The 22,206-nt window shown below is 55.6% G+C and carries 24 protein-coding genes; 11 read left to right on the top strand and 13 right to left on the bottom strand.

What is annotated here, in order from left to right:
* The first annotated feature begins 47 nt into the window (after nucleotides 1–47).
* Both uxuA and AC6I8A_RS16225 read left to right on the top strand, forming a co-directional pair.
* Nucleotides 48–1,112, top strand: a complete 1,065-nt coding sequence (gene uxuA / locus AC6I8A_RS16220; RefSeq protein WP_497818776.1) for a mannonate dehydratase — start codon at nucleotides 48–50, stop codon at nucleotides 1,110–1,112.
* A gap of 200 nt (nucleotides 1,113–1,312) precedes the next feature.
* A complete protein-coding gene (locus AC6I8A_RS16225) occupies nucleotides 1,313–1,726 on the top strand; it encodes an ester cyclase (protein ID WP_265299143.1) in 414 nt (137 codons plus the stop codon).
* Here AC6I8A_RS16225 and AC6I8A_RS16230 read toward each other — a convergent pair.
* The 12 genes from AC6I8A_RS16230 to AC6I8A_RS16285 form a co-directional block, all read right to left on the bottom strand.
* Nucleotides 1,709–2,131, bottom strand: coding sequence for a MarR family winged helix-turn-helix transcriptional regulator (locus AC6I8A_RS16230; protein WP_265299140.1), 423 nt, complete (start codon nucleotides 2,129–2,131; stop codon nucleotides 1,709–1,711). The two genes, AC6I8A_RS16225 and AC6I8A_RS16230, sit on opposite strands and share 18 nt — an antisense overlap.
* Before the next feature lie 43 nt (nucleotides 2,132–2,174).
* Nucleotides 2,175–3,437: a beta-ketoacyl-ACP synthase II gene (gene fabF / locus AC6I8A_RS16235; protein ID WP_312179256.1), complete on the bottom strand. Its 1,263-nt coding sequence runs from the start codon at nucleotides 3,435–3,437 to the stop codon at nucleotides 2,175–2,177.
* Nucleotides 3,438–3,472: 35 nt separating this feature from the next.
* A complete protein-coding gene (locus AC6I8A_RS16240; RefSeq protein ID WP_312179254.1) occupies nucleotides 3,473–4,015 on the bottom strand; it encodes a winged helix-turn-helix transcriptional regulator in 543 nt (180 codons plus the stop codon).
* A 163-nt stretch (nucleotides 4,016–4,178) separates the two neighbouring features.
* Entirely contained in the window at nucleotides 4,179–4,871 is a 693-nt protein-coding gene (locus AC6I8A_RS16245; RefSeq protein ID WP_497818777.1) for an amino acid ABC transporter permease, read from the bottom strand.
* 15 nt (nucleotides 4,872–4,886) lie between these two features.
* Nucleotides 4,887–5,573: an amino acid ABC transporter permease gene (locus tag AC6I8A_RS16250; protein WP_293794437.1), complete on the bottom strand. Its 687-nt coding sequence runs from the start codon at nucleotides 5,571–5,573 to the stop codon at nucleotides 4,887–4,889.
* An 82-nt stretch (nucleotides 5,574–5,655) separates the two neighbouring features.
* Nucleotides 5,656–6,471, bottom strand: coding sequence for a transporter substrate-binding domain-containing protein (locus AC6I8A_RS16255; protein WP_256697371.1), 816 nt, complete (start codon nucleotides 6,469–6,471; stop codon nucleotides 5,656–5,658).
* Nucleotides 6,472–6,491: 20 nt separating this feature from the next.
* On the bottom strand, nucleotides 6,492–7,229 hold the full coding sequence (locus tag AC6I8A_RS16260; RefSeq protein WP_265299132.1) for an amino acid ABC transporter ATP-binding protein: 738 nt from the start codon (nucleotides 7,227–7,229) through the stop codon (nucleotides 6,492–6,494).
* 10 nt (nucleotides 7,230–7,239) lie between these two features.
* Complete coding sequence (locus AC6I8A_RS16265) at nucleotides 7,240–7,806, bottom strand: peroxidase-related enzyme (RefSeq protein ID WP_497818778.1); 567 nt, start codon at nucleotides 7,804–7,806, stop codon at nucleotides 7,240–7,242.
* A complete protein-coding gene (locus AC6I8A_RS16270; protein WP_497818779.1) occupies nucleotides 7,803–8,285 on the bottom strand; it encodes a CMD domain-containing protein in 483 nt (160 codons plus the stop codon). Before AC6I8A_RS16270 ends, AC6I8A_RS16265 begins: the two co-directional genes overlap by 4 nt.
* Nucleotides 8,282–9,736, bottom strand: coding sequence for an NAD(P)-binding domain-containing protein (locus AC6I8A_RS16275; RefSeq protein WP_497818780.1), 1,455 nt, complete (start codon nucleotides 9,734–9,736; stop codon nucleotides 8,282–8,284). Before AC6I8A_RS16275 ends, AC6I8A_RS16270 begins: the two co-directional genes overlap by 4 nt.
* A gap of 296 nt (nucleotides 9,737–10,032) precedes the next feature.
* Nucleotides 10,033–10,992 (bottom strand): LysR family transcriptional regulator, encoded by a 960-nt coding sequence (locus tag AC6I8A_RS16280; protein WP_293794412.1) that lies wholly within the window; start codon nucleotides 10,990–10,992, stop codon nucleotides 10,033–10,035.
* Between the two features lie 228 nt (nucleotides 10,993–11,220).
* Nucleotides 11,221–12,129, bottom strand: a complete 909-nt coding sequence (locus tag AC6I8A_RS16285) for a LysR family transcriptional regulator (protein WP_265299123.1) — start codon at nucleotides 12,127–12,129, stop codon at nucleotides 11,221–11,223.
* A 130-nt stretch (nucleotides 12,130–12,259) separates the two neighbouring features.
* Between AC6I8A_RS16285 and AC6I8A_RS16290 the strand changes: the two genes are divergently transcribed.
* From AC6I8A_RS16290 to AC6I8A_RS16320, 7 genes are all read left to right on the top strand, one after another.
* Nucleotides 12,260–13,570 carry an MFS transporter gene (locus tag AC6I8A_RS16290; protein ID WP_497818781.1) on the top strand — a complete coding sequence of 437 codons (1,311 nt, stop codon included), beginning with the start codon at nucleotides 12,260–12,262 and terminating at the stop codon, nucleotides 13,568–13,570.
* A 14-nt stretch (nucleotides 13,571–13,584) separates the two neighbouring features.
* Nucleotides 13,585–14,673 (top strand): tartrate dehydrogenase, encoded by a 1,089-nt coding sequence (locus AC6I8A_RS16295; RefSeq protein WP_256697379.1) that lies wholly within the window; start codon nucleotides 13,585–13,587, stop codon nucleotides 14,671–14,673.
* A gap of 140 nt (nucleotides 14,674–14,813) precedes the next feature.
* Nucleotides 14,814–16,220 carry an MFS transporter gene (locus tag AC6I8A_RS16300; RefSeq protein WP_256697381.1) on the top strand — a complete coding sequence of 469 codons (1,407 nt, stop codon included), beginning with the start codon at nucleotides 14,814–14,816 and terminating at the stop codon, nucleotides 16,218–16,220.
* Between the two features lie 411 nt (nucleotides 16,221–16,631).
* Nucleotides 16,632–16,814, top strand: coding sequence for a con-10 family general stress protein (locus AC6I8A_RS16305; protein WP_007893075.1), 183 nt, complete (start codon nucleotides 16,632–16,634; stop codon nucleotides 16,812–16,814).
* 69 nt (nucleotides 16,815–16,883) lie between these two features.
* Nucleotides 16,884–17,396, top strand: a complete 513-nt coding sequence (locus tag AC6I8A_RS16310; protein ID WP_265299114.1) for a ferritin-like domain-containing protein — start codon at nucleotides 16,884–16,886, stop codon at nucleotides 17,394–17,396.
* A gap of 129 nt (nucleotides 17,397–17,525) precedes the next feature.
* Nucleotides 17,526–18,143: a glutathione S-transferase family protein gene (locus AC6I8A_RS16315; RefSeq protein ID WP_256697385.1), complete on the top strand. Its 618-nt coding sequence runs from the start codon at nucleotides 17,526–17,528 to the stop codon at nucleotides 18,141–18,143.
* 10 nt (nucleotides 18,144–18,153) lie between these two features.
* Nucleotides 18,154–20,196 carry a 2Fe-2S iron-sulfur cluster-binding protein gene (locus tag AC6I8A_RS16320; protein WP_497818782.1) on the top strand — a complete coding sequence of 681 codons (2,043 nt, stop codon included), beginning with the start codon at nucleotides 18,154–18,156 and terminating at the stop codon, nucleotides 20,194–20,196.
* A 51-nt stretch (nucleotides 20,197–20,247) separates the two neighbouring features.
* Here the strand turns inward: AC6I8A_RS16320 and AC6I8A_RS16325 are convergent, their stop codons facing one another.
* Nucleotides 20,248–21,162 (bottom strand): hypothetical protein, encoded by a 915-nt coding sequence (locus AC6I8A_RS16325; protein ID WP_479490390.1) that lies wholly within the window; start codon nucleotides 21,160–21,162, stop codon nucleotides 20,248–20,250.
* Between the two features lie 463 nt (nucleotides 21,163–21,625).
* Between AC6I8A_RS16325 and AC6I8A_RS16330 the strand changes: the two genes are divergently transcribed.
* Nucleotides 21,626–21,862, top strand: a complete 237-nt coding sequence (locus AC6I8A_RS16330; protein ID WP_256698478.1) for a hypothetical protein — start codon at nucleotides 21,626–21,628, stop codon at nucleotides 21,860–21,862.
* 9 nt (nucleotides 21,863–21,871) lie between these two features.
* Nucleotides 21,872–22,030 (top strand): hypothetical protein, encoded by a 159-nt coding sequence (locus tag AC6I8A_RS16335; RefSeq protein WP_436333309.1) that lies wholly within the window; start codon nucleotides 21,872–21,874, stop codon nucleotides 22,028–22,030.
* Nucleotides 22,031–22,206: the final 176 nt, after the last annotated feature.

A 22,206-nucleotide genomic window follows, 5' to 3' on the forward strand; every position in this document is an offset into this window, starting at 1 on the left:
ATGGTAGTTTACCAGTCATCACAGATACGATAACGGTGGATGACAGTATGCAACTGACAATGCGTTGGTTTGGTCCGAAAGAAGATAAGGTTTCGCTGGAATATATTCGTCAGGTGCCGGGCGTGCGCGGCGTAGTGGGCGCGCTGTATGACGTGCCAGTGGGCGAAACCTGGCCGAAAGAGAAGATTAACGCGCTGGTTGAGCAGGTGCATGCCGCCGGGCTAACCGTGGAAGTGATCGAAAGCGTCAATATTCACGACGACATCAAAATCGGTTTGCCGAGCCGCGATCGATATATCGAAAATTATAAGCAGAGCATCCGCAACCTGGCCGAGGTTGGCGTGAAGGTGATTTGCTACAACTTCATGCCGGTATTCGACTGGATGAAGACCGACATGAACTACGTGCTGCCGGATGGCTCGCTCACCATGGCGTTCGAGAAGAAAGGCATCGATAAGAGCCTCGACGAGGTGGTGCAGGAAGTGCTCGGCAACTCCAATGGTTTCGCCCTGCCGGGCTGGGAACCGGAACGTCTGGCAAAAGTGCAGGATCTGTTTGCCCAGTATAAAGATGTGGATGACGCGAAACTACGCGAAAACCTCGCTTACTTTCTGAAAGCGGTGATCCCGGTATGTGAAGAAGTGGGCGTGAAGATGGCGATCCACCCGGACGATCCACCGTATTCGATCTTCGGCCTGCCGCGCGTGGTGAAGAACCGCGACGATCTCGACTGGATCTGTAACGTGGTCGATTCTGAGGCCAACGGCATCACGCTGTGTACCGGATCGATTGCCGAAGATCCGGGTAATGATGTGTACGCCATTCTGGCTGAATTCTCGCGCCGCAAACGCATTCCGTTTGCCCATGTACGTAATATCAAGATTATTCAGGACAAAGATTTCTACGAGTGCGCGCACCCAACGGAATACGGTTCGCTGGATATGTATAAAGTGCTGCAGTCGATGCATGACAACGGCTTCGATGGTTACATCCGCTCGGATCACGGTCGCTTTATCTGGGGTGAAACCGGTCGTCCGGGCTACGGTTTGTACGACCGCGCGCTGGGCACCACCTATCTGCTGGGATTGTGGGAAGCGCTGAGTAAGCGCTGAGTTGAGTGCGCTTTGTCCCTCACCCTAGCCCTCTCCCGCAAGCGGGAGAGGGGATTTTTTGCTCCCTCTCCCCGTGGGAGAGGGCCGGGGTGAGGGCATCAACGCGCAGCAGCCTTCACCGCACAAGCTATCAAACTCCCCCTTCCCACTTGCCGTTAAATATATACAGTTAAACTGTACATATTCAGCGGGGACTCACCATGTCAGAACATAACAAAGCCGTTGTGCGTCGATTCAATCAGCAGGTGATTGCCGAAGGCGATCGCCAGGCTTTCGATCAACTCGTCGGCGAAAACTTCATTAACCGCTCAGCGCCAGCCGGCGCGCCCAGCGATCGCGAAAGTCTTTGGTACACCTTCGATCAGATCCTGCGCCCTGCTTTCTCCCATCTTCAGGTGCACATTGAAGATCAAATCGCCGAGCGCGATTGGGTCACCACGCGCAAAACAATAACCGGCGTTCACAGCGGATCGCTGATGGGCATCGCGCCCACCGGTTTACCTGTAACGATCGCGGTGATCGATATGGTGCGAATTGAAGAGGGAAAATACGCGGAACATTGGGGCATGAACACGCTGGCGGCGGTGATGACGCAGTTAAAGCAGTTTGCGTAACGCAGCCAGCCCTTTTTGCAGATCGTCGCGATCCTGCTGGTCGAGTGTTTGATTGATGCGCGCCGCAAGCCAGTCGGCACGCTGTTGACGTGCGGCCGCCAACGCAGCGCGCGCCTGATCGCTCAGCACAATCACCTGCGCCCGCGCGTCCTGCGCGCTTTTTTGTCTCAGCACCAAATCTTGCGCCTCGAGTTCGTTAATCACTAATCGCATGCTTTGATGCTTCACGCCGCGCAGCCTCGCGAGATCGGCGATAGAAAGCGCGTCATGGCTGTCGAGCAGATCTAAGGTTTCATATTGCGAGGTGCGCACGGTCGCGGTGCTGACGCGGACGTTACGTACCAAATGACTGACCATCTTACGGAGCTCTTCCGCCAGCTGCTGGGTTTCATTTTCAGTGCTCAAAGGGGCGATTCCTGCGCGCTATCGTCGGTCCATTATAGGAAACCTATTGCCAGGCTTTAAACAACAAACTGGCATTCACGCCGCCAAAGCCAAAACCGTTGGAAAGCGCATAGGTCATCGCCGTCGGCTGTGGTTTCAGCGCCACCAAATTCAGGCCAGCAGCCGCTTCATCCGGATGCTGCAGATTGAGCGTCGGCGGTGCAACCTGATTGCGCAGCGCCAGAATCGAGAAGATCGCTTCCACGCCGCCCGCCGCACCAAGCAAATGTCCGGTGGCCGATTTGGTGGAGGTAATCGCCACCTTGCTGCCAGCGAACAGCGCGCTAATTGCGGCCAACTCGCCCTTGTCGCCAACCGGCGTCGACGTGGCATGCGCATTGATATGCTGCACCTCGCGCGCGGTAATACCCGCCTGCGCCAGCGCGGTTTCCATCGCCCGACGCGCGCCCTCACCATTTTCCGGACCGGCGGTGAGATGGTAAGCATCCGCGCTGGTGCCGTAGCCCACCAGCTCCGCCAGCGGTGTCGCGCCGCGCGCCTGCGCATGTTCCAGCGATTCAATCACCAGCAATCCCGCGCCCTCGCCCATTACAAAGCCGTCGCGGTCGCGATCGAACGGACGCGAAGCCTGCTCGGGACGATCGTTAAAGCCGCCCGACATTGCTTTCGCCGCCGCAAATCCGGCCAGGCTCACGCGATGGATCGCCGCTTCAGTGCCGCCGCACAGCGCGATATCCGCTTCGCCGCTGCGAATCATTCGTGCCGCATCACCAATCGCCTGCGCACCCGCCGCGCAAGCCGTCACCGGCGCGCCAATCGGCCCACGAAAACCGTGCGCAATCGAAACGTGTCCGGCCGCCAGATTGGCGAGGAACGAAGGAATGGTAAACGGCGACAGACGGCGCGGCCCACGCACGGCGGTGGTTTCTACCGCGTTAGCGATCTCGTTAAACCCGCCGATGCCGGTGGCGATTACCGTGGCGGTGCGCTGCTGTTGCACGTTGTCCTGTGGGAACCAGTTAGCTTGCGTCAGCGCTTCATGCGCGGCCACCAGCGCGAACTCAATAAAGCGATCCATCTTCTTACGATCTTTGGCGGCAATAATGCCGTCGGGATTGAAACCGTGCAGCGCATCCTGCTCCAGCGTCGGCACCTGTCCCGCCACTTTGCAGGCGATGTCTTGCACCATTTCCGCTGGCAAGGCGCTGATGCCCGATTTTCCCGCCAGCAGCGCCTGCCAAACCGCTTCCGTGCCGCATCCCAGCGGCGATACCAGCCCCATGCCGGTAATGACAATTCGTTTCATCTTTAACTCCTTAATCTGCAGGTGCTCGTTGCACGTCAGCGTGATGATTGCAGCGCCGGCGGCGCAAATTTTTGGGTGCTATCTCCAGCGCGTTTTTTCTGCAGATAATCATGGCGATAGTGCATCATCGGCTCCGCTGCCGGGCCGGGCACCATCTGATATTTATCCAGCGTCAGCGGCTGTCCGTTTTCGCTATCAACCAGTTGCATCTTCACCGGACGCTGCGTGGCGGTTTCCACCAGCTGCATCTGACGACCTTCCGGCGAGAAATGGGTGCTGCCCCATTCGGCGAGCGCCAGAATCACGCCGCGAAAATCGCGGCCTACAGCCGTCAGGTGATATTCAAAGCGTGCCGGGCTGGTGCTGTAACACACCTTCTCCAGCAAACCATCGTCCACCAGCGCTTTCAGCCGCCGCGACAAGATGTTGGGCGCCACGCCGCTGCTTTTCTGGAATTCATCAAAGCGGGTAAAACCGGCCAGCGCGTCGCGCATGATCAGCATGCTCCAGCCATCGCCAATGCGCCCAAGGCTGCGCGCGATGGGACAAGGCATGTTGTTGAGCGGTTGGTTTTTCATGACTGGGTATCCGACATCGGTATGATGGCGGATACTGTTGCAGAGTGACTTTCATTTTGCAAGTGACTTGCAGAATGAAAGTTTATAGCGAGCATAAAAAAAGGTGCGCATGAATGCGCACCTTACAGGGTTTCGTAGGGTCGCCATTCATGGCGACCTGGCTTTACGTCCGCACCCGCATCCTCGCCTCGATTTTGTCGGCGATCTTGGTCACCACATAGGCAATCACCATGTAAAACACCACCGCCACCAGGAAGGCTTCGAGGTAATAGAAATTCAGCGCCGCCGTCAGCTGCGCCTGGGCAAAGATATCCACCACTTCAATGGCAAACGCCAGCGACAACGCTTTCATGATCACCATAAAGGCGTTGGCCAGATCGGGAATCGCCGCCACGATAATCTGCGGGAACATCACGCGGCGGAACAGCTGACCGCCGCTGTAACCCAGCGACAGCGCCGCATCCGATTGTCCGCTATCAAACGAGTTAAGTGCGCCCTTCCACACTTCCGCCTGAAACGCCGCGACGCAGGCACTCAAGGCGACGATGATGATCACCCAATTCGGCAGTGAGTGCGCATTCACTTTCACGCCAATTAGTGTGGCGACGAAGTCCAGCGCCGGCGGCAAACCGTAATAGGCGAGGAAAATCACCACCACCATCGGCACGCCTTTGAAGGCAATCTTGTACGCGATCACCAACTGGCGCAGCACTGGAATGCGGCGATGTTCAATAAAGGCAAACAGCCCGCCGAGCAGCGTCGAGCAGATAAACACCGTCACCGCCATCAGCAGCGTCACCGGCACCGCATCGAGAATGCTCCAGAAGTCCGGCAGCAAAACCTCAAGATCAAACATGGTTTCTCTCCCTTATCAGACGCTGGTGAATTTGACGCGTGCAGCGGTTTTCGAGCTGTACTTCGCGTGACGTTGTTCGAAGAAACGGATAATCAACCAGGCCACGCCGCACAGCAGCGAATAGAGCACCGCCAGCACCAGATAAGTGCCGAACTGATATTGGTTGTAGTCGCGTTCCATGATCAGATGCGCCGTCGCCATCACATCTGCCGCACCGATGTACATCACCAGCGCCACGTTATGAATCAGATAGATAATCGCATTGCCGTAGCCCGGCAGCGCATAGTGGACCGCTTGCGGACCGACAATGCGCAGCATTTTCTGGCGGAAGCTGTAGCCCATGCTGTCGGCGGCGTCATGCTGGCCGTTCTCCACGGCGAGAAACGCCGGGCGCATCACTTCCGACAGATAACCGCCGTGATACAGGCTCAGGCCAATCATCGCCGCGATATTGGCGGTGACAAAATCGCTGAAGCCAAACTGCTCGGCCACCAGCGGCAAGCCATAAAAAGCGACAAACAGCTGTAGCACCACCGGCACGCTGCGCGCGTACGAGACGTACAAATCGACACACTGGCTGATGACCGGGATGCGGCGCACGCGGAATACGGTGGCGATTAGCGCCAGGAAGAACCCGACGATCATCGCGACAAACATTATGCCAAGCGTCAACGGCAGTGCCGAGAGCAGCTCGGGAATCATCGAAGTCAGATTCACGGTGAAACACTCCTGCTAACAATGAAGCTGCGCCCGGCTCAGCGCCGGGCGCAGCTTTAATGAATCCTTATTTCATGTACTTCGTGACGTCTTCGCCAAACCACTTCTGCGCCAGCTTATCCAGCGTGCCGTCGGCTTTCAGCTGCTGCAGCGTTTTGTTGATGTCATCATTCAGCGCCTGGTTCTCGGCGGAACGATGAATCAGCACGTAAGTGTTGTTGATGGCCACCGGCTCGCTGGCTTTGATCGCCAGTTTCTGGTTGTCGATCACCGTTTGCTCGCCGAGGTTCGAAGGCAGAATCAGCGCATCATATTTGCCACGCTGCACCTCTTTCAGACGATCCGGATAAGGCACGCCAGCGCTCGAGGCTTTGATCTCAACCTTGTCGTTCGGGTTTTCCTGCTGCCACTGGGTCACGAATTTGTACACGCCGCCGCCAGCGGTGACCGGTACGATGTTCTTGCCGACCAGATCTTTCATGCTGTTGATGGTGCTATCGCTGCGGCTGTAGATCTTCATCAGGCTGGCACCGATTGGCGCATCCGGGATCAGGAACTGTTTGCTGCGCGTTGGCGCTTTGTAGTAACCGCCGGTCGCCATGTCATATTTGCCGGTGGCAAGGCCGGTTTCCTGGGCGATATCCGCCGCACCTTCCATCACAAATTTGTACTGCGGCAGTTTGGCGTTGATGGCTTTCAGCACGTCCGGCTCGTAGCCCTGCGGCTCGTGACCAATCGCGCCCCACGACAGCGGTTTAGATTCCGCTGCGGTGGCAATTTTGATGGTGCGCACCGCGTCGGCGAAGCTGTTACCGCTGATCAGTGCCAGCGCGATGATGCCAGGCGCGGCCAGGCGACGTAAGGTGGTTTTGATTGCAGGCATGTCGTTGATTCCTTTAATTATTAGAATACACGTTCTGAATTGAGGAACTGAGCAAGTCGCGGCAGGGTTGGATTATCGAACATCTCGGTCGGGCTGCCCTGCGCGGCCACCACGCCCTGATCCATAAAGACGATGCGGTTCGAGATGCTTTTGGCAAATTGCATTTCGTGCGTCACCAGCAGCGAGGTAATGCCGGAGGACGCCACATCTTTAATCACTTTCAGCACCTCGCCCACCAGCTCTGGATCGAGCGATGAGGTCGGTTCATCAAACAGCATCACATCAGGTCGCACCGCCAGCGCACGGGCGATGCCGGTACGCTGCAGCTGGCCGCCGGAAAGCTGCGACGGATAGTGATCCAGCTTGGCACCCAATCCCACGCGATCCAGCTCCTGCACGGCGATATCGCGCGCTTGCTGCTTGCTTTTGCGTTGAATGACGATCAGCGGATCCATCACGTTTTCCAGCACCGTCATGTTTTTGAACACGTTGAACTGCTGGAACACCATCGCGGTGCGCAGGCGGATCGCCTGGATCGCCGCTTTATCCGGTGACTGATAATCCATGCGGATCTGATCGAGCTGAATGGTGCCCGAAGCCGGTTTCGCCAGATAGTTAATGCAGCGCAGCAGCGTGGTTTTACCGGTGCCGCTTGGCCCGATGATCGACACCACATCGCCGCGTTTCACCGACAGATCGACACCTTTCAGGATCGGCGTGCTGCCGTAAGCGAGCGTAATATCGTTGAGTTCTAACATGCAGCAGCCCTTATTTGTTCAGGTCAGCATGGCCAAGCACATGCATCAGACGGTTGGCCCAGCCAAAAATGGCGATGGCGTGGATCAGATCGACAATCTCCTGATCGTTCATGCCGACCGCGCGCAGTGCCGCCATATCCTCGGCGCTGGCTGCGGACGGCGTCACCGACAGGCGACGGGCAAAACGGTAGATCGCCGCATCACGCTCGCCGAGCACATCCGCACGATCAAAGTAGATGGCGCTCACCACCGCATCACTCTCGGCCAGCTGCGCATGGCGACGCGCGTGTACCACCGCGCAATATTTGCAGCCGTTGACGATCGACGCGCCCAGCGCGCCGAGTTCACGATCCGCACGATCCAGCCCGCCACCGACATACATAATGGCGTTGAACAGCACGGTACGCGCTACGTAGCTGTCGGGATCGTGCGCTAACGTGCGCACATATTCGGAGATATTCTTGTTGGATGGCGTCACTTTCATCGCATCGAGCTGCGCGGGCGTGGCATCTGCCACCTCAACCGGCGCGATATACGGGTGCCAATGCAGTGGCTTGAGATTAACCGACGGAATCATGCAGACCTCAACAAACGTAATCCGGCCGCGACGCGCGTCTGGAAGTTAACAAAAGCGATCAGTTCGGAGAGCGCCACAATCTGCGGATTGCTCAGTCCGGCCTGCTCCAGCAAGCGAATGTGCTGCTCGGTGGCGTTCATCGGCTGCTGGGTAACGAGATCGGCGTGGCGCGCAATCGTCGCCAGCGGTTCTGGCAGATCGCTTGCGCCTGCCGCCAGCGCCAGCAAATTATCCGAAGGCTGCAACGTCGCCAGCTGCGCCTGATAGTCCTGTTGCAGCGCGGCATCATGATTGAGCTGTGCCATACGCTGCGCCAGCGCCAAACGCACATCCGGCGCTAAGCCCTGATCGTCGTTTGGTGCCAGCACCGATATGCGGCACTGTTCCGCGCCGTCAACAAATTCCGGGCGCAGGCGGCGCGTGCCATACAGCGCATCTTCAGCGTTTAAGCCAACTGCGCGATCAATTGCGTCACTCACTGCGCGTTCTCCTGGTTGAGTAAGGGCGTGGAATCCACCCATTCATCACCCTGCAATTCAGGGGTATCAAAAGCCTGTAAGTTGGCGTAATGCTGCTCGACGTCTTCGGCAAACAGCGAAGCGGTGATGCCGCGCACCAGACGATCGGCACCGGCGCTCACCGCCGGAATATCGCCGGAGACTTTGCCGTGCGTCAGCATCGCCGCATCGTTGAAGCAGTGAATGTGCGCCAACAGCGGACATGCGCCTGGCGTCAGTTCGCGGAATTCAAAAGCGGGGCCGAGATCCGGCGCTTCCAGCAAACCGGGACGCGGCGCGCCCATTTCTGGTTGATAGCGTCCATCACGCCAACTGCGGATATGCGGTGCGATGGCGGCAAACTCCGGGCGGCCGTGGAAATCGTTGCTAAAGCCGGTCGCAGCAATCAGGTAGTCGTAGCGCAGCGAGCCTTGTGTGGTTTCGATCAGCAGGCCATCGGCTTCTTCTTTCACCGCTTTGATGCCGCAATCAAGCAAGAAGCGCGCATTGGCATGACGCGACACGCGCAGCGTTGAGGAGCGCGGCGGCGGCGTTTGCGTGGTGGCGGTGTAATCGACAAACTTCCACTTCCACGCGTCCGGCAGCTGATGCATGCCGTGCACCACGCCCTGACTGCCGATGCCGGTCATTTTGTTGATGCGCGGCATCTGCTTACGACGAATCAGCAGATCCACCGCGCCCGCACCGTGTTCCAGCGCGGTGGCGGCGTTATCCATCGATGATGCGCCCGCGCCAATCACCGCAATGCGTTTGCCTTTTAGGGCTGAGAAATCAATGTCTTCGGCGGAGTGCGCCCAGAACTGGCGGCTAACACCTTGCAGGAAATCCGGCACGGCGAAACCGCCAAGGCCAGAACGTCCGGTAGCCAGCACCAAACGGCGGGTGTAAATGCGGCCGGTTTCGGCACCGCTGAGATCGAGAGCAATCAGATCATCGGCAAAGGCAATGTTGTTGACGCGCACATTGTTGCGCACCGGCAGATTCAGCACCTTGCGATACCAAATCAGGTAATCCATCCACTGCGCTTTAGGAATTTTATCCAGCGCTTGCCAGGCTGCTTTGCCCCATTGCGCGGTGAACCACGCGCGAAACGTCAGTTGCGCCATACCAAGCGCCGGGCCGTGCAGGGATTTCGGTGAACGCAGCGTTTCCATGCGCGCAAAGGTCACCCACGGACCTTCCAGCCCGGCGGGTGCGGCGTCATACGCCACCACATTGCTGATGCCGGTGAACTGCAATTTCGCCACTGCCGCCAGCCCGCACATGCCCGCGCCGATCACCACCACGTCACGCACCGGCGCGCCGTCCTGCGTGCGCTCGGGCACCCAGGATTTCGCGGGCAGTTCAAGATATTCCAGATCCTGCTGAAGCTGAGCTTCCAGCACGGCAAGGCCATCGGCGGCATAAGTCATACACGTTTTCCCAGAAATAAGCGGCAGCCAGAGTGCGGACGAAACCACTAAAGCATGTTAGTGATTGTGCATTTTCATTATCCTAATAACACATAGTTAATGGGTAATAATCACCAAAACACATAGTAAGAACTAAGGCTTTGCATAATCCTCTTGCCCCAAAACAGAGTCAATAATCTCGCTCAGCTTTTGACCAATGGATTTCTTATATCTTATGCCGAAAATGTTATAAGCGGATTTGATGGTCATACGTAGGGTCGCCATTCATGGCGACCTTGCTGATGACCGCACAAACTTTAATCCTGATTAATCAGTCGCATAATACGCGGATGCTCGCTGGCGGGCAGACGCTCAAAACCCGGCAACAGAGTGGCGGCAGCATCTGCCAAAGCCTCAACCAGTGCCTGCGCAGCAGCAGAAATCTGGCGCCCCTGCGGCGTAATCACGCCAAAATAATAAGGAATATCCTCCTCCAGCGGACGAATCGCCACACCGGCCAGCGGCATGCCCCATGCGGTGACCGGTTCGAGGATCGCCACGCCCAGCCCGGCGCGCACACAGCCGAGAATATTGGCGGAGGAGTTGGTTTCGATGGTTTCGTGCAGCGGCGTTTTGACCTTTCTCAGCGCTTTTTCGTAGCGTCCGCGCAGCCGCTGCGGGCTCCACGGCGCAATCAATCGCCGTCCCGCCAGGCTGCTCAACGACAGTTGAGATTGCGCCGCCAGCTCATCGTTCTCCGGCAGCGCCACCACGCACTGCGATTGCCCAATCCAGTGCAGCTCCACCGCGTGATGCTCCAGCGGCAAACTGCATAAACCGAGATCGGCTTCGGCAGTGATCACCGCATGCGCCGTCTGCACTGCGGATTCACTGATGATCTGCACTTTGTTCTGCAAATTGAGCGCGGCCAGCGCCTGCGGCAGCAAACCCGCCGCCAGTGCAGGCGTGGCGGCAATGCTCAGCGGACGATGTTGTTGATGGGCGATCTCCTGCGCACGCAGGCGAATCTGCTGCAATGAGAGCAGCGCTTTCTGCACGTATTGATGCAGCTGCAGCGCCTCTTCCGAGGGATGAATACGCGGCCCGTTGCGGATAAACAGCGGATAACCCAGCGATTGCTCCAGCTCCTGAATCAAACGCGACACCGCCGGCTGCGAGCGATTGAGCGCCTTCGCCGCCGCGGTGACGCTACCGGCAGAGATCACCGCCGAGAAGGCTTCCAGCTGCCGCAAATCCAGGTCGTTTAAAATGGTCATCGCGCGATTTTTCCCTAACTCATTGATCAGTCCCGACATTGGTGCGGGAAAGTTTTCATCATAGAGAGAGTCGTGGGAATTAGCCACAGGGGGAAAGTGCGCGTTGTCCCTCACCCTAGCCCTCTCCCGCAGGCGGGAGAGGGAACAATTAGGTGGGAGAATATGCCACCCCGCAGCAGACAGTTCCCTCTCCCATTTATGGGAGAGGGTTAGGGTGAGGGCCAGCGATCACAACTTCGCCGTCAGCTCACGCTGATGCTCATGCAGCAAACGCAGCATATCCAGTAGAAAACGATCTTCGTTGCCCTTCTGCCAGGCAATGCTCAGCGGCAAACCTTTAATCTTTTCCGGCAGATCCAGCGCAATATAACTGACGCTGTCGCTGTTCATGGTGCGATAGGAAGCGGGCACCACCGCCAATCCCAGCCCGGCAGAAACCAGGCTCAGAATGGTTTGCTTCTCTTCAGCAAACTGCGCGATGTGCGGCGTGAATCCCGCCAGTTTAAACAGGCTCATGGTGAGATCGTGACTGTGCGGGCGTGTGCGGCGATCGGGAATGATCATCGCTTCATGCTGAAAATCGGCCACCGCCACGCGTTCGCGCTGCGCCAGCGCATGCTGGATTGGCACCGCCAGCACGCAGCTTTCGCGGGTAATAAAGCGCACTGCTAATGTCGCATCAATACTTTGCGGCTCGCGAATAAAAATCATATCCAGCCAGCCCGACTTTAATTTCGGCATTAAATTAATGGTCTTGTCTTCAATAATATGAATATCGCTGTGCGGATGCAGCGGAACAAATAAATTAAGTAACGCCGGAACTAATCCACGCGCGGCACTATCAATTGCGCCAATACGTAATGTGCGACGTTCATCTTTTAATCCCACTTTAAAACGTTTAGCCAGCGCATCAAATTGATCGATTAATTTGCTGGCGTCGTCAAAAAAGAGTGCGCCTTCGGCGGTTAATGAAACATTACGCGTCGAACGATTTAACAGACGCACGCCAAGGTCCTCTTCAAGTAAACGAATGAAGCGAGAAAGTGACGCAGGCATCATTTCCATCTTTTGTGCGGCGCGGCCAAAATGCAGTTCTTTACCCACCGCAACAAAGCAACGCAATTGATTTATATCCACATTCCCCTCACCCGTTGATTATGCAAATAGTTTATATAATCCACATCTGATGATAAGCCAAAGCAAAACTGCATACTGAACTCGATTACAAAAAAATAACACCACCCTACACAATCTGGAGCACTTTAATATGAACTCTCACCTCGAAAAAAGGGTGATGCGTAAAGTGACGTTACGCATTGTGCCCTTCATCATGCTGCTCTACTTCATCGCTTTTCTCGATCGCGTCAATATTGGTTTTGCTGCATTAACCATGAATCAGGATTTAGGTTTCTCGCCCACGGTATTTGGCTTTGGCGCCGGAATATTTTTCCTCGGTTATTTTCTGTTTGAAGTGCCGTCGAATTTAATTCTGCATAAAGTCGGCGCCCGCATCTGGATTGCGCGCGTGATGATCAGCTGGGGATTGGTTTCCGGCTGCATGGCTTTTGTGCAGGGCACCACCAGCTTTTACGTGTTGCGCTTTCTGCTGGGCGTGGCGGAAGCCGGATTCTTCCCCGGCATCATCCTTTATCTCAGCTACTGGTTCCCGGCGGCGAAACGGGCGCAGGTTACCGCCATCTTTATGGCTGCCGCGCCGCTTTCCACCGCGCTGGGATCGCCCCTCTCCGCCGCCCTGCTGCAGATGCACGGCCTGCTGGGCTACGCCGGTTGGCAATGGATGTTTGTGCTGGAGGCGGTTCCGGCGCTGCTGTTCGGCTTCGTGGTGCTGTTTTACCTCACCGACCGCCCGGCAAAAGCCAAATGGCTGACCGATGAGGAGCGTGCGTGGCTGGAAACCACCATGCAGGCCGAAGAGCAGGCGCGCGCCGTCAAAAATAGCCACAGCAGCGCATGGCGCGGATTGATGGATAAACGGGTGTTAGCGCTGGCGCTGGTTTACTTCGGTACGTCAGCGGGTTTGTACACGCTCGGCATCTGGTCGCCGCAGATCATCCGCAGCTTCGGCGCATCCTCGATGGAGATCGGTTTCCTTAATGCCTTCCCGGCGGTGATCGGCGTGATCGCCATGATCCTGTGGGCGCGCCACTCCGACCGCACCAAAGAGCGTAGCTGGCATGTGATTGGTGCCTGTTTGCTGGCGGCGGCTGGCCTGATTTATGCCGGTAACGTCAGCACGCTGTTCACCGTGATTATCGCCCTGACGCTGGTCACCGTCGGCATCAGCGCCTCAAAACCGCCGCTGTGGAGCATGCCGACCTTGTTCCTGAGCGGTCCGGCGGCGGCGGCGGGCATCGCCACTATCAACTCCATCGGCAACCTTGGCGGCTTTGTCGGCCCGATGATGATTGGCGTGATCCGCCAGCAAACCGGCAGCTATACGTGGGGCCTCTATTTCGTGGCGGGACTGCTGGCGCTGTCGGCCATTGTGGTTCTGCTGCTCGCCACCAGCGGTAACCGACCGCAAACGGCGAAAATCCCCTATCCTCATACTCATTGATCTGGAGAAACAACATGCGTAACTATTCGATTGCCGCGATTCCTGCGGATGGTATTGGCCCGGAAGTGATCTCTGCTGGCGTGGAAGTGCTGCACGCGTTGACGCGTCACGATCCGCAGCTCAAGTTCAACGTGCAGACGTTTGACTGGGGCTCGGATTACTACAAGCAACACGGCATGATGATGCCGGAAGATGGCCTGCAAACGCTGAAGACGTTTGATGCGATTTACTTTGGCGCGGTCGGTGCGCCCGACGTGCCGGATCACATCACCTTGTGGGGTTTGCGTTTGCCGATTTGTCAGGGCTTTGACCAGTACGCCAACGTGCGTCCCACCAAAATTCTGCCGGGCGTCACCTCACCGCTGCGCAATCGCGGCCCCGGCGATCTCGATTGGGTGATTGTGCGAGAAAATTCAGAAGGCGAATATTCCGGTAACGGCGGCCGCGCGCATCGTGGTTTGCCGGAGGAAGTTGGCACCGAAGTGGCGATTTTCACCCGCGTTGGCGTGACGCGCATTATGCGTTATGCCTTCAAACTGGCGCAGTCGCGTCCGCGCAAGCTGCTGACGGTGGTGACCAAATCCAACGCCCAGCGTCACGGTATGGTGATGTGGGATGAGATTGCCGCCGAAGTTGCGCATGAGTTCCCGGACGTGCAGTGGGACAAAATGCTGGTAGATGCGATGACGCATCGCATGACGCTGCATCCGCAGAGCCTTGATACCATCGTCGCCACCAACCTGCACGCCGATATTCTGTCAGATCTGGCCGGTGCGCTGGCGGGCAGTTTAGGCGTTGCGCCTACCGCTAATATTGATCCTGAACGTCGCTTCCCGTCGATGTTTGAACCGATTCACGGCTCGGCGTTCGATATCACCGGCAAAGGCATCGCCAATCCCATCGCCACGTTCTGGACAGCGGTGCAGATGCTGGAGCACCTCGGCGAGCGCGACGCGGCGGCGCTGATTATGCAAGGGATTGAATATGTCTGCGCGCAGGGCATTCTGACACCGGATGTTGGCGGCACGGCGAATACCGCAGAAGTGACGAAAGCGGTGGTGGCGTTTATTGAGGCCAAAGCTAGCGTGGCTGAGGCCGTCTGATTTAACCACGTGCGTATGGTTGTGGTCGCCATGAATGGCGGCCCTACGACGGCATCAACATTTTGCTAAACAATTCGGTTTGCACCTGCCGCGCTTTTCATTAAAAGTCTTTGCATCCTTCTGTTTTCGCAGGTCCACGCATGATCGACTCAGGCAGAGAAGCCAAACCGAATTCCTATCGCACCCTGCTGTTAGCATTATTGGTCGCAGTAACCTTCTTTATGGAAAACCTTGATGCCACGGTGATCACCACCGCGCTTCCGCAGATGGCGCGCGATTTCGCCTCCAGCCCGGTGGCGCTGAACATTGGCGTCAGCGCCTATTTACTGGCGGTGGCAGTATTTATTCCGATGAGCGGCTGGCTGGCGGAGCGCTTTGGCGCGCGAACCGTGTTTGCCAGCGCCATCCTGATTTTCACCCTCGCCTCAATTTTGTGTGGCTTCAGCGAAACGCTGGCGATGTTCACGCTGAGCCGTATTTTGCAAGGTATTGGCGGCGCGATGATGGTGCCGGTCGGTCGCATGGTGGTGCTGCGCGTCACCGAAAAAAAGGAGATGGTGAAAACCATCGCCTTTATTACCTGGCCGGGTTTGATTGCGCCGGTGCTCGGCCCGCCGCTGGGCGGTTTGATTGTCACATACGGCCATTGGCCGTGGATTTTCTGGCTCAATATTCCGCTCGGCATCCTTGCCATCATCGCCACTGCTTATCTGGTGCCCCAGTTCAAAGCCGAACAGCGGCGGCCGTTTGACGTGCGCGGCTTTGCGCTGACCGCCACCGCCTGCACCTCTTTGATTATTGCGCTGGAAGCGCTCGGGCAGATGCATCTCAATTTTGGTATTCCGTTGTTGCTGCTGGGCGTGTGGTGCAGCTGGCTGGCGTATCGCCACAGCTTCCAACATCCGCAGCCGCTGCTGCCGTTTAGCGCGATGAAAATTGCCACTTTCCGCAATGCGGTCATTGGCGGCTCCTTCTTCCGCGCTTCGATCAATGCCGTGCCCTATTTGCTGCCGTTGCTGTTTCAGCTGGGCTTTGGCTGGAGCGCGGCGCAGGCCGGTGCGATGGTGTTGTGGGTATTTGCCGGTAATCTGGCGATGAAACCGGCGACAACCTGGCTGATGAAACGCTGGGGCTTCCGTCGCGTGTTGATGATCAATGGCGTAATCAGTTTGGTGGCGATGCTCGGCTGCTTGCTGCTCAAGCCGTCGCTGGGTTACTTCGCCATCGCCGCGATTCTGTTTATCGGCGGGCTGTCGCGCTCGCTGCAGTTCAGCTGCTACAACAGCCTGGGCTTTGCCGATGTACCGCAAAACAAAATGAGCGATGCCTCAGTGGTGTTCAGCATCTTCTTCCAGTTCAGCATGAGCGCGGGCATTGCGCTGGCGGCGCTGTTCTTGCGCGCATCGATGTTGTGGCAGGAACATAGCGAAATCGCGCAGAGCGATATTCATATCGCCTTCGCCGGTGTGGCGTTGTTGGTGCTACTGTCACTCTTTGACGTGTTGAGGCTGGAAAAAAATGCCGGTGCGCAAGTGCTGGTAAAATAATATTCGCGCATAGATTAACGTTAAAAACATTAATCTATGCGCTTCGCTAAAAATAATCACCCTTATATAAGGATTTATATTTTTTATATCCATTTTGAGATAATGGCTAATGATGAGAATGTTAATCAAACCTTAAGTAAAAAAAACAAAAATCAGGAATATTGATTCATTTCATCACATTGAAGAGTAAATATTTTAAATTCGAAGCGTAAATTTATTTTCAATAAATAATGGTCACGAAAAAATAATTATCACCCTCTTAATTTACCCTCCTTGCCGAAGAAAAATACCTGAACAATATCAACACAGATAAGATAAATCCTAATAACCCTTGATGCGCGTTAGGCTTTAACGACTAACCTTAAAGGGTAAGTGAAATATGCGTTATCCCCATTATCTGAGGTATTCATGATGACAACACCAAGAGGCGGTTCTGGCAATTTTGCCATGGACCCGGAAAGAGCCCGCGAAGCGGGAAAAAAAGGCGGCCAATTAAGTGGCGGCAATTTTCGCAATAATCCAGAACGTGCAATTGAAGCCGGGCGAAAAGGCGGGAAGAAAAGCCGTCGCGTCGTCGATAAATCTCCCGAATAACGTTATTGCGGCGGGCCGTTAATTTGGCTTACCGCCGCATTCTCGCACTCTTAAACAGGACCACATATTATGAGTAATAATAGCGAAGCACACTTTCTGGATTGGGTGAGAGATGCCCACGCCATGGAAAAACAAGCCGAGAAAATGCTGGAAAAAATGGCCTCGCGCCTCGAACACTATCCCGACCTGAAGCTGCGCATCGAGCAGCATATTGTTGAGACCCGTGAACATCAGACGTTGGTGCAAAGCGTGATCGATCGCTACTCCACTTCTCAGTCGGTATTGAAAGATATTGCCGGCAAAATCTCTGCCTTTGGTCAGTCGATTGGCGGCGTGATGGTGGAAGATGAAGTGGTGAAAGGCGCGATCAGCGGCAATGTTTTCGAACACCTTGAGATCGCCAGCTACACCTCATTGATCGCGGCGGCACAGCACCTAAACGACCATGAAAGTGCCGATATCTTCTCACGCATTCGCGAGCAGGAAATCGCCATGGCCGACTGGACCTTGACGCATTTGCCTGACGTGACCGAACAGTATTTGATTCGCTCCGCTACGCCTGGCGTTGAAGCCAAAAAGTAGTCCGCCTCTGATTCTTCCATTTTTCGCAACAATGACTTCGCTAACCCAGCTATTCTGCCGCTAAATTGTCTGTGCGAACCTTATGGCAAGGCTCGGGATCATCCCGAGCAACACCTAAGGAACCGCAATATGAAACTCTATCACTTCCCGCTTTCTGGCCATGCTCACCGCGCACGTCTGTTCCTGTCGCTGCTGGATTTGCCGCATGAGGTTATCGATGTCGATCTCAAAACTGGCGAAAACAAAACGTCGGAATTTCTCGCCATGAATCCGTTTGGTCAGGTGCCGGTGCTGGAAGATGACGGCGTGTTTATTGCCGACTCCAACGCCATTCTGGTCTATCTGGCGAAGAAAAGCGGTCGCAGCGAATGGCTGCCGGAAGATGCGCTGGGCGCGGCGGCGGTACAGCGCTGGCTCACCGTGGCAGCCGGTGATATCGCCTTTGGTCCGGCTGCGGCGCGTTTGATTACCGTATTTGGCCGCCCGTTCAATCCAGAAGAGGTGATTGCCCGCGCGCATCTGGTGCTGTCACGCATTGAGCAGCATCTCGAAGGCCGTGAATGGCTGGTCGGCGATGGCCCGACAATCGCCGACATTGCGCAGTACAGTTATATCGTCGGTGCGCCAGAAGGCAATGTCGATCTCTCCGGCTATCCGGCGGTGAACGCGCTGTTGCGTCGTATCGAAGCGCTGCCGGGCTTTATGCCCTTCCCGCAAACTGCGGCTGGCCTGCGCAGCATCGCCTGAGTCCACCATCATGAGCAAGAAACTATCGGTTTGGCATCAGGGTGAAATCGCGCTGCAGCAGCAGGCGGGCGTGGCGGAACGCATGGCGGACGTCGGCCAGCGCGTAATCCGCGATCACATGCCCGATCAACATCGAGACTTCTACGCACAGCTGCCGTTTATTGTGGCGGGCAGCGTTGATGCGCACGGCGATGCGTGGGCCACGCTACTGGAAGGCCAACCCGGTTTTATCTTCTCGCCGAATGCCAGCACGCTGGATATTGAGGCGCGTCCGCATCAAGGCGATCCGGCGGCGGCGGGCATGCAGGATGGCGCGCCGGTTGGGCTGCTCGGCATCGAGCTGCACACGCGGCGTCGTAATCGCATGAACGGCGTGCTGCAGACGATTGGCGGTGGCTTTCGCGTGCAGGTGGAGCAGAGTTTTGGCAACTGCCCGCGCTATATCCAGCTACGTGATTTTCACTATGCACGCGATCCCGCCGAGCCTTATCGCGGAGAGGTGGAAACCCTGAGCGCGCTGGATGATGCCGCCCACGCCACCATCGCTGCAGCCGATACCTTCTACGTCGCCACCTATGCCGAACGTCAGGTTGATGCCTCGCATCGCGGCGGTAAAGCGGGCTTCGTGCGCGTCAGCGAAGATGGCCTGCTGACCATTCCCGACTTCAACGGCAATCTGTTCTTCAACACGCTCGGCAACATTCACCAGAATGGCAAAGCGGGATTGCTGTTTGTCGATTACGCCAGCGGCGACACGCTGCAACTGAGCGGCGATGCCGAAGTGATTCTCGACTCGCCAGAGATCGCCGCCTTTCAGGGTGCCGAACGGCTGTGGACGTTTCGCCCGCGCCGCATCGTGCGTCGTCGCGCTGCCCTCGCCTTGCGCTGGTTCACGCCGCCGGATGGTATCGCACCCAGTTCGCTGATGACCGGCGACTGGCAAGCTGCCGACCAGCGCCTGCGTGCGGTGGAGCTGGCAGCGCGCTGGCGCCCGTTCAAGGTGATGAAGGTGGTGGATGAGAGCGCCACCATCCGCTCGTTTCATTTACTGCCGGATGATGGCGCGGGTTTATTGCCGCATCTGGCCGGTCAACATCTGCCGATTCGCGTGCAGCTGCCTGGAAGCGAAAAGCCGCTGATGCGCGCCTATACACTTTCGGTCGCGCCGTCGGATGGGTTTTACCGCATCAGCGTCAAGCGTGATGGCGCGGTTTCGCGCTACCTGCACGCTCATCTTCACATTGGGGCTACGCTGGAAGCGCGTGCGCCGGCGGGTGATTTTACTATCGATGCCAGCGAACCGCGTCCGGCGGTGCTGCTGGCGGCTGGCGTGGGCATCACGCCGATGATGGCGATGCTGCGACATCTGGTATACGAAGGACAGCGCAAACAGCGCCTGCGCCCCACGTTCCTGTTCCAGTCGGCGCGCAGCAAAGCCGAACGCCCTTTCGTGCGCGAACTCGACCAGTTGCTGGCGGCGGCGCAGGGCGCGGTGAAACTGGTACGCGTGCTGAGCCAGACGGCGGATGCAGAAGCGGATGTTGATTACGATTTTGCAGGCCGCATTGATATGGCGCTGCTCTCGCAGGTGCTGCCGTTTAACGATTACGACTTCTATCTGTGTGGTCCACCGCAGTTTACCCAAGCGCTGTACGACGGGCTGCGCGCCTTCAATATCGCTGATGATCGCATTCACGCCGAGGCTTTTGGCCCGTCGTCGCTGCAGCGTTCCCGCGATGTGGTGGCCGAAGAAAACCCGCTATTGCCGGTAGCAACGCAATCGGTGCCGGTGAAGTTTATGGATTCGCTGAAAGAGGCACGCTGGACGCCAGATGCCGGTTCGCTGCTGGAACTGGCGGAAGCGCGAGGCCTGAGTCCGGCATACAGCTGTCGCGCCGGACATTGCGGCAGCTGTAAAACCAAACTGCTGCAAGGCGCGGTGACTTACCCAACGCCTCCGAGCGCGCAAGTGGCGGATGATGAAGTGCTGATCTGCTGCGCTAGACCGGCGCAGCAGGAAGGTGAAGTGCAGGTGATTCAGCTGGCGCTGTGAGTGACGAGGTTTACCGCACTTTGCCTTTATAGATGGTAATACTAATTTTCATTAAAAACTCATGGCAAGCCCCACGCCATATCCCTGCGTATTATTTCCAAACATATAACGTGCCACTATTCGTGTACGACTGATAAAAACCGGATATTTACTACTATCAAGCTCGAGCCCAACACCTAATGAATTTAAACTATCGAATCCTAATTGGCCACGCTGCTCACCCAAATATTCAGTGCGTGCAGCTTCAAGCACATAGCGCAAAGGACTTCCTAGTAACGTCCAATCTGAAATTGGGGCGCGCCGACGTAAATAGAGCCCGAGATTTTGCGCAGTAGCACTTCCGCTTACCGCCTCCGAACTATTACCAAAACTATTGAGCTCTTGATAGGAATATCGCAACTCAACATCAATATCCTGCTCTTTGCTAAATAATTCATAATCCAGCATTAGCGATCCCCCCAAGCCATACGCATTGAGTCGGCCACCATCCAAAAATTTGTAGTCTGCATCATTAAATTTTTTTTGCAGAACAAAAGCGCCAATACGCAGATCACTGGCCATTGTACCTAAGGTGAAATTTGCGATGGGTCGCAGCACCCAATTGCCGCCGAGCTTATCCGTATGAAGTTTTATATCCCAGCCAATACCGCCAGTTGCAGTTAAGCTATTCCATTTAACCGGAATTTTGCGGCTTTCATTGCCATTAGAAACAACAAATTGAGGATCATAACGGCTGTAACCGAGTGTACCTTCGAGATAGAGAGGAAATTCTTCACTAAGCGTTGCACCGCCGCCAAACTGCGTAATTGAAAGCGAGTTTTTTTCTTTGGTGTCAGCACCGATATTGAGGTCACTTGCGGTGACATCCGGTACCACCGTGTAGCTCATCAGAGAAAGAACGGCATTCGCGCGACTTTTTAGAGGGGTATCATCTGCAGCAAAACTGGTATAACTCGTTAAAAGCATTACGCTAATTTGAATAATTGTTATACGAGACAAGAAAAGAGCCATGTTTTACCCCAGATGTCACACCTCATGAGTGATGTTTTCTTATTGCATTGCAGCACCGCATATTTACTAATCAATCATTTACTTTATTTTAGACCGACCTTTCTAATCGAAGGTTATTTTCATCATTATTTTTCCATAAAGTGACAATAATAATAATAAGTATTCACTTATTGATAAGCGTTTGATCGAATGTCGCTCTCAGAATCGGAGATGATGACTTTAGTGATTTTTATTTGCTATGTAAGGTAATTATTGAAACCTGGAGAATTTAGAAGTTTTTTCACTAGCGATGACTAAGGAACGAAATTAGGTCACAACGTTAGATGCCTTCCCGTAATGAACTCTAACAAATATTGGCACTGAACCCTGCCAGGCAAGCCTTCAATGATGTTCCGAGGATAAATTGAGGTTGTTACCAATGGCTCAAACACATGCCCGCTGGGTAGTTAAATGCGCATTCTTCCTTCTGGTATCGCTTGTCGTGGGGAGGTCACTCGGTGGCGAAGAAACCTACATTTCTCACGATTTCGCCCGGAAGGTGGCTGTATTGATAACCGGTGAATCCAATATCGAACCCCTCTATGACGCCTATTTCTACATGGATTTTGCCATCGTGTTGTTGGAGCAGATGTTTGAGAATCTGTCTTTGCCCTGACTGTCATCAATGATTTCAGCCGATACGCCACTGAACCCGGTTGGCGACAATCTGGCACTACAGGGTATTAAGCCGAAAGAGCGCGGTGTATTGATGGATCTCCGTGATCGTGTTGGGCATACGTTAGGGGTTGGCGAAACGCTGCTGAAAGAGTTGCTGATCACGTAAGATATTCGACACGGCAGATTCACATCCTTTTAAGAAAGAATATTATTTTTTCCAGAATAGCCTCAACCTAATGCAACGAACGTGAATGACAGCTCACAGCGAATAGCGGACCTTTTCTCTGGATGAGAAGCAGATTTAGAATCATGTATTAAGTCGCAGTCATCCATTTATATATT

It is taken from the genome of Pantoea sp. X-Soil-ISGK-275, assembly GCF_059730795.1.

What these genes read in the sequence shown, in the direction of transcription:
- uxuA (WP_497818776.1), top strand. Translation starts at nt 48, where the DNA reads ATGCAACTGACAATGCGTTGGTTTGGTCCGAAAGAAGATAAGGTTTCG.
- AC6I8A_RS16225 (WP_265299143.1), top strand. Translation starts at nt 1,313, where the DNA reads ATGTCAGAACATAACAAAGCCGTTGTGCGTCGATTCAATCAGCAGGTG.
- fabF (WP_312179256.1), bottom strand. Translation starts at nt 3,437, where the DNA reads ATGAAACGAATTGTCATTACCGGCATGGGGCTGGTATCGCCGCTGGGA.
- AC6I8A_RS16240 (WP_312179254.1), bottom strand. Translation starts at nt 4,015, where the DNA reads ATGAAAAACCAACCGCTCAACAACATGCCTTGTCCCATCGCGCGCAGC.
- AC6I8A_RS16245 (WP_497818777.1), bottom strand. Translation starts at nt 4,871, where the DNA reads ATGTTTGATCTTGAGGTTTTGCTGCCGGACTTCTGGAGCATTCTCGAT.
- AC6I8A_RS16250 (WP_293794437.1), bottom strand. Translation starts at nt 5,573, where the DNA reads ATGATTCCCGAGCTGCTCTCGGCACTGCCGTTGACGCTTGGCATAATG.
- AC6I8A_RS16255 (WP_256697371.1), bottom strand. Translation starts at nt 6,471, where the DNA reads ATGCCTGCAATCAAAACCACCTTACGTCGCCTGGCCGCGCCTGGCATC.
- AC6I8A_RS16260 (WP_265299132.1), bottom strand. Translation starts at nt 7,229, where the DNA reads ATGTTAGAACTCAACGATATTACGCTCGCTTACGGCAGCACGCCGATC.
- AC6I8A_RS16265 (WP_497818778.1), bottom strand. Translation starts at nt 7,806, where the DNA reads ATGATTCCGTCGGTTAATCTCAAGCCACTGCATTGGCACCCGTATATC.
- AC6I8A_RS16275 (WP_497818780.1), bottom strand. Translation starts at nt 9,736, where the DNA reads ATGACTTATGCCGCCGATGGCCTTGCCGTGCTGGAAGCTCAGCTTCAG.
- AC6I8A_RS16280 (WP_293794412.1), bottom strand. Translation starts at nt 10,992, where the DNA reads ATGACCATTTTAAACGACCTGGATTTGCGGCAGCTGGAAGCCTTCTCG.
- AC6I8A_RS16290 (WP_497818781.1), top strand. Translation starts at nt 12,260, where the DNA reads ATGAACTCTCACCTCGAAAAAAGGGTGATGCGTAAAGTGACGTTACGC.
- AC6I8A_RS16295 (WP_256697379.1), top strand. Translation starts at nt 13,585, where the DNA reads ATGCGTAACTATTCGATTGCCGCGATTCCTGCGGATGGTATTGGCCCG.
- AC6I8A_RS16300 (WP_256697381.1), top strand. Translation starts at nt 14,814, where the DNA reads ATGATCGACTCAGGCAGAGAAGCCAAACCGAATTCCTATCGCACCCTG.
- AC6I8A_RS16305 (WP_007893075.1), top strand. Translation starts at nt 16,632, where the DNA reads ATGACAACACCAAGAGGCGGTTCTGGCAATTTTGCCATGGACCCGGAA.
- AC6I8A_RS16310 (WP_265299114.1), top strand. Translation starts at nt 16,884, where the DNA reads ATGAGTAATAATAGCGAAGCACACTTTCTGGATTGGGTGAGAGATGCC.
- AC6I8A_RS16315 (WP_256697385.1), top strand. Translation starts at nt 17,526, where the DNA reads ATGAAACTCTATCACTTCCCGCTTTCTGGCCATGCTCACCGCGCACGT.
- AC6I8A_RS16320 (WP_497818782.1), top strand. Translation starts at nt 18,154, where the DNA reads ATGAGCAAGAAACTATCGGTTTGGCATCAGGGTGAAATCGCGCTGCAG.
- AC6I8A_RS16325 (WP_479490390.1), bottom strand. Translation starts at nt 21,162, where the DNA reads ATGCTTTTAACGAGTTATACCAGTTTTGCTGCAGATGATACCCCTCTA.
- AC6I8A_RS16330 (WP_256698478.1), top strand. Translation starts at nt 21,626, where the DNA reads ATGGCTCAAACACATGCCCGCTGGGTAGTTAAATGCGCATTCTTCCTT.
- AC6I8A_RS16335 (WP_436333309.1), top strand. Translation starts at nt 21,872, where the DNA reads ATGATTTCAGCCGATACGCCACTGAACCCGGTTGGCGACAATCTGGCA.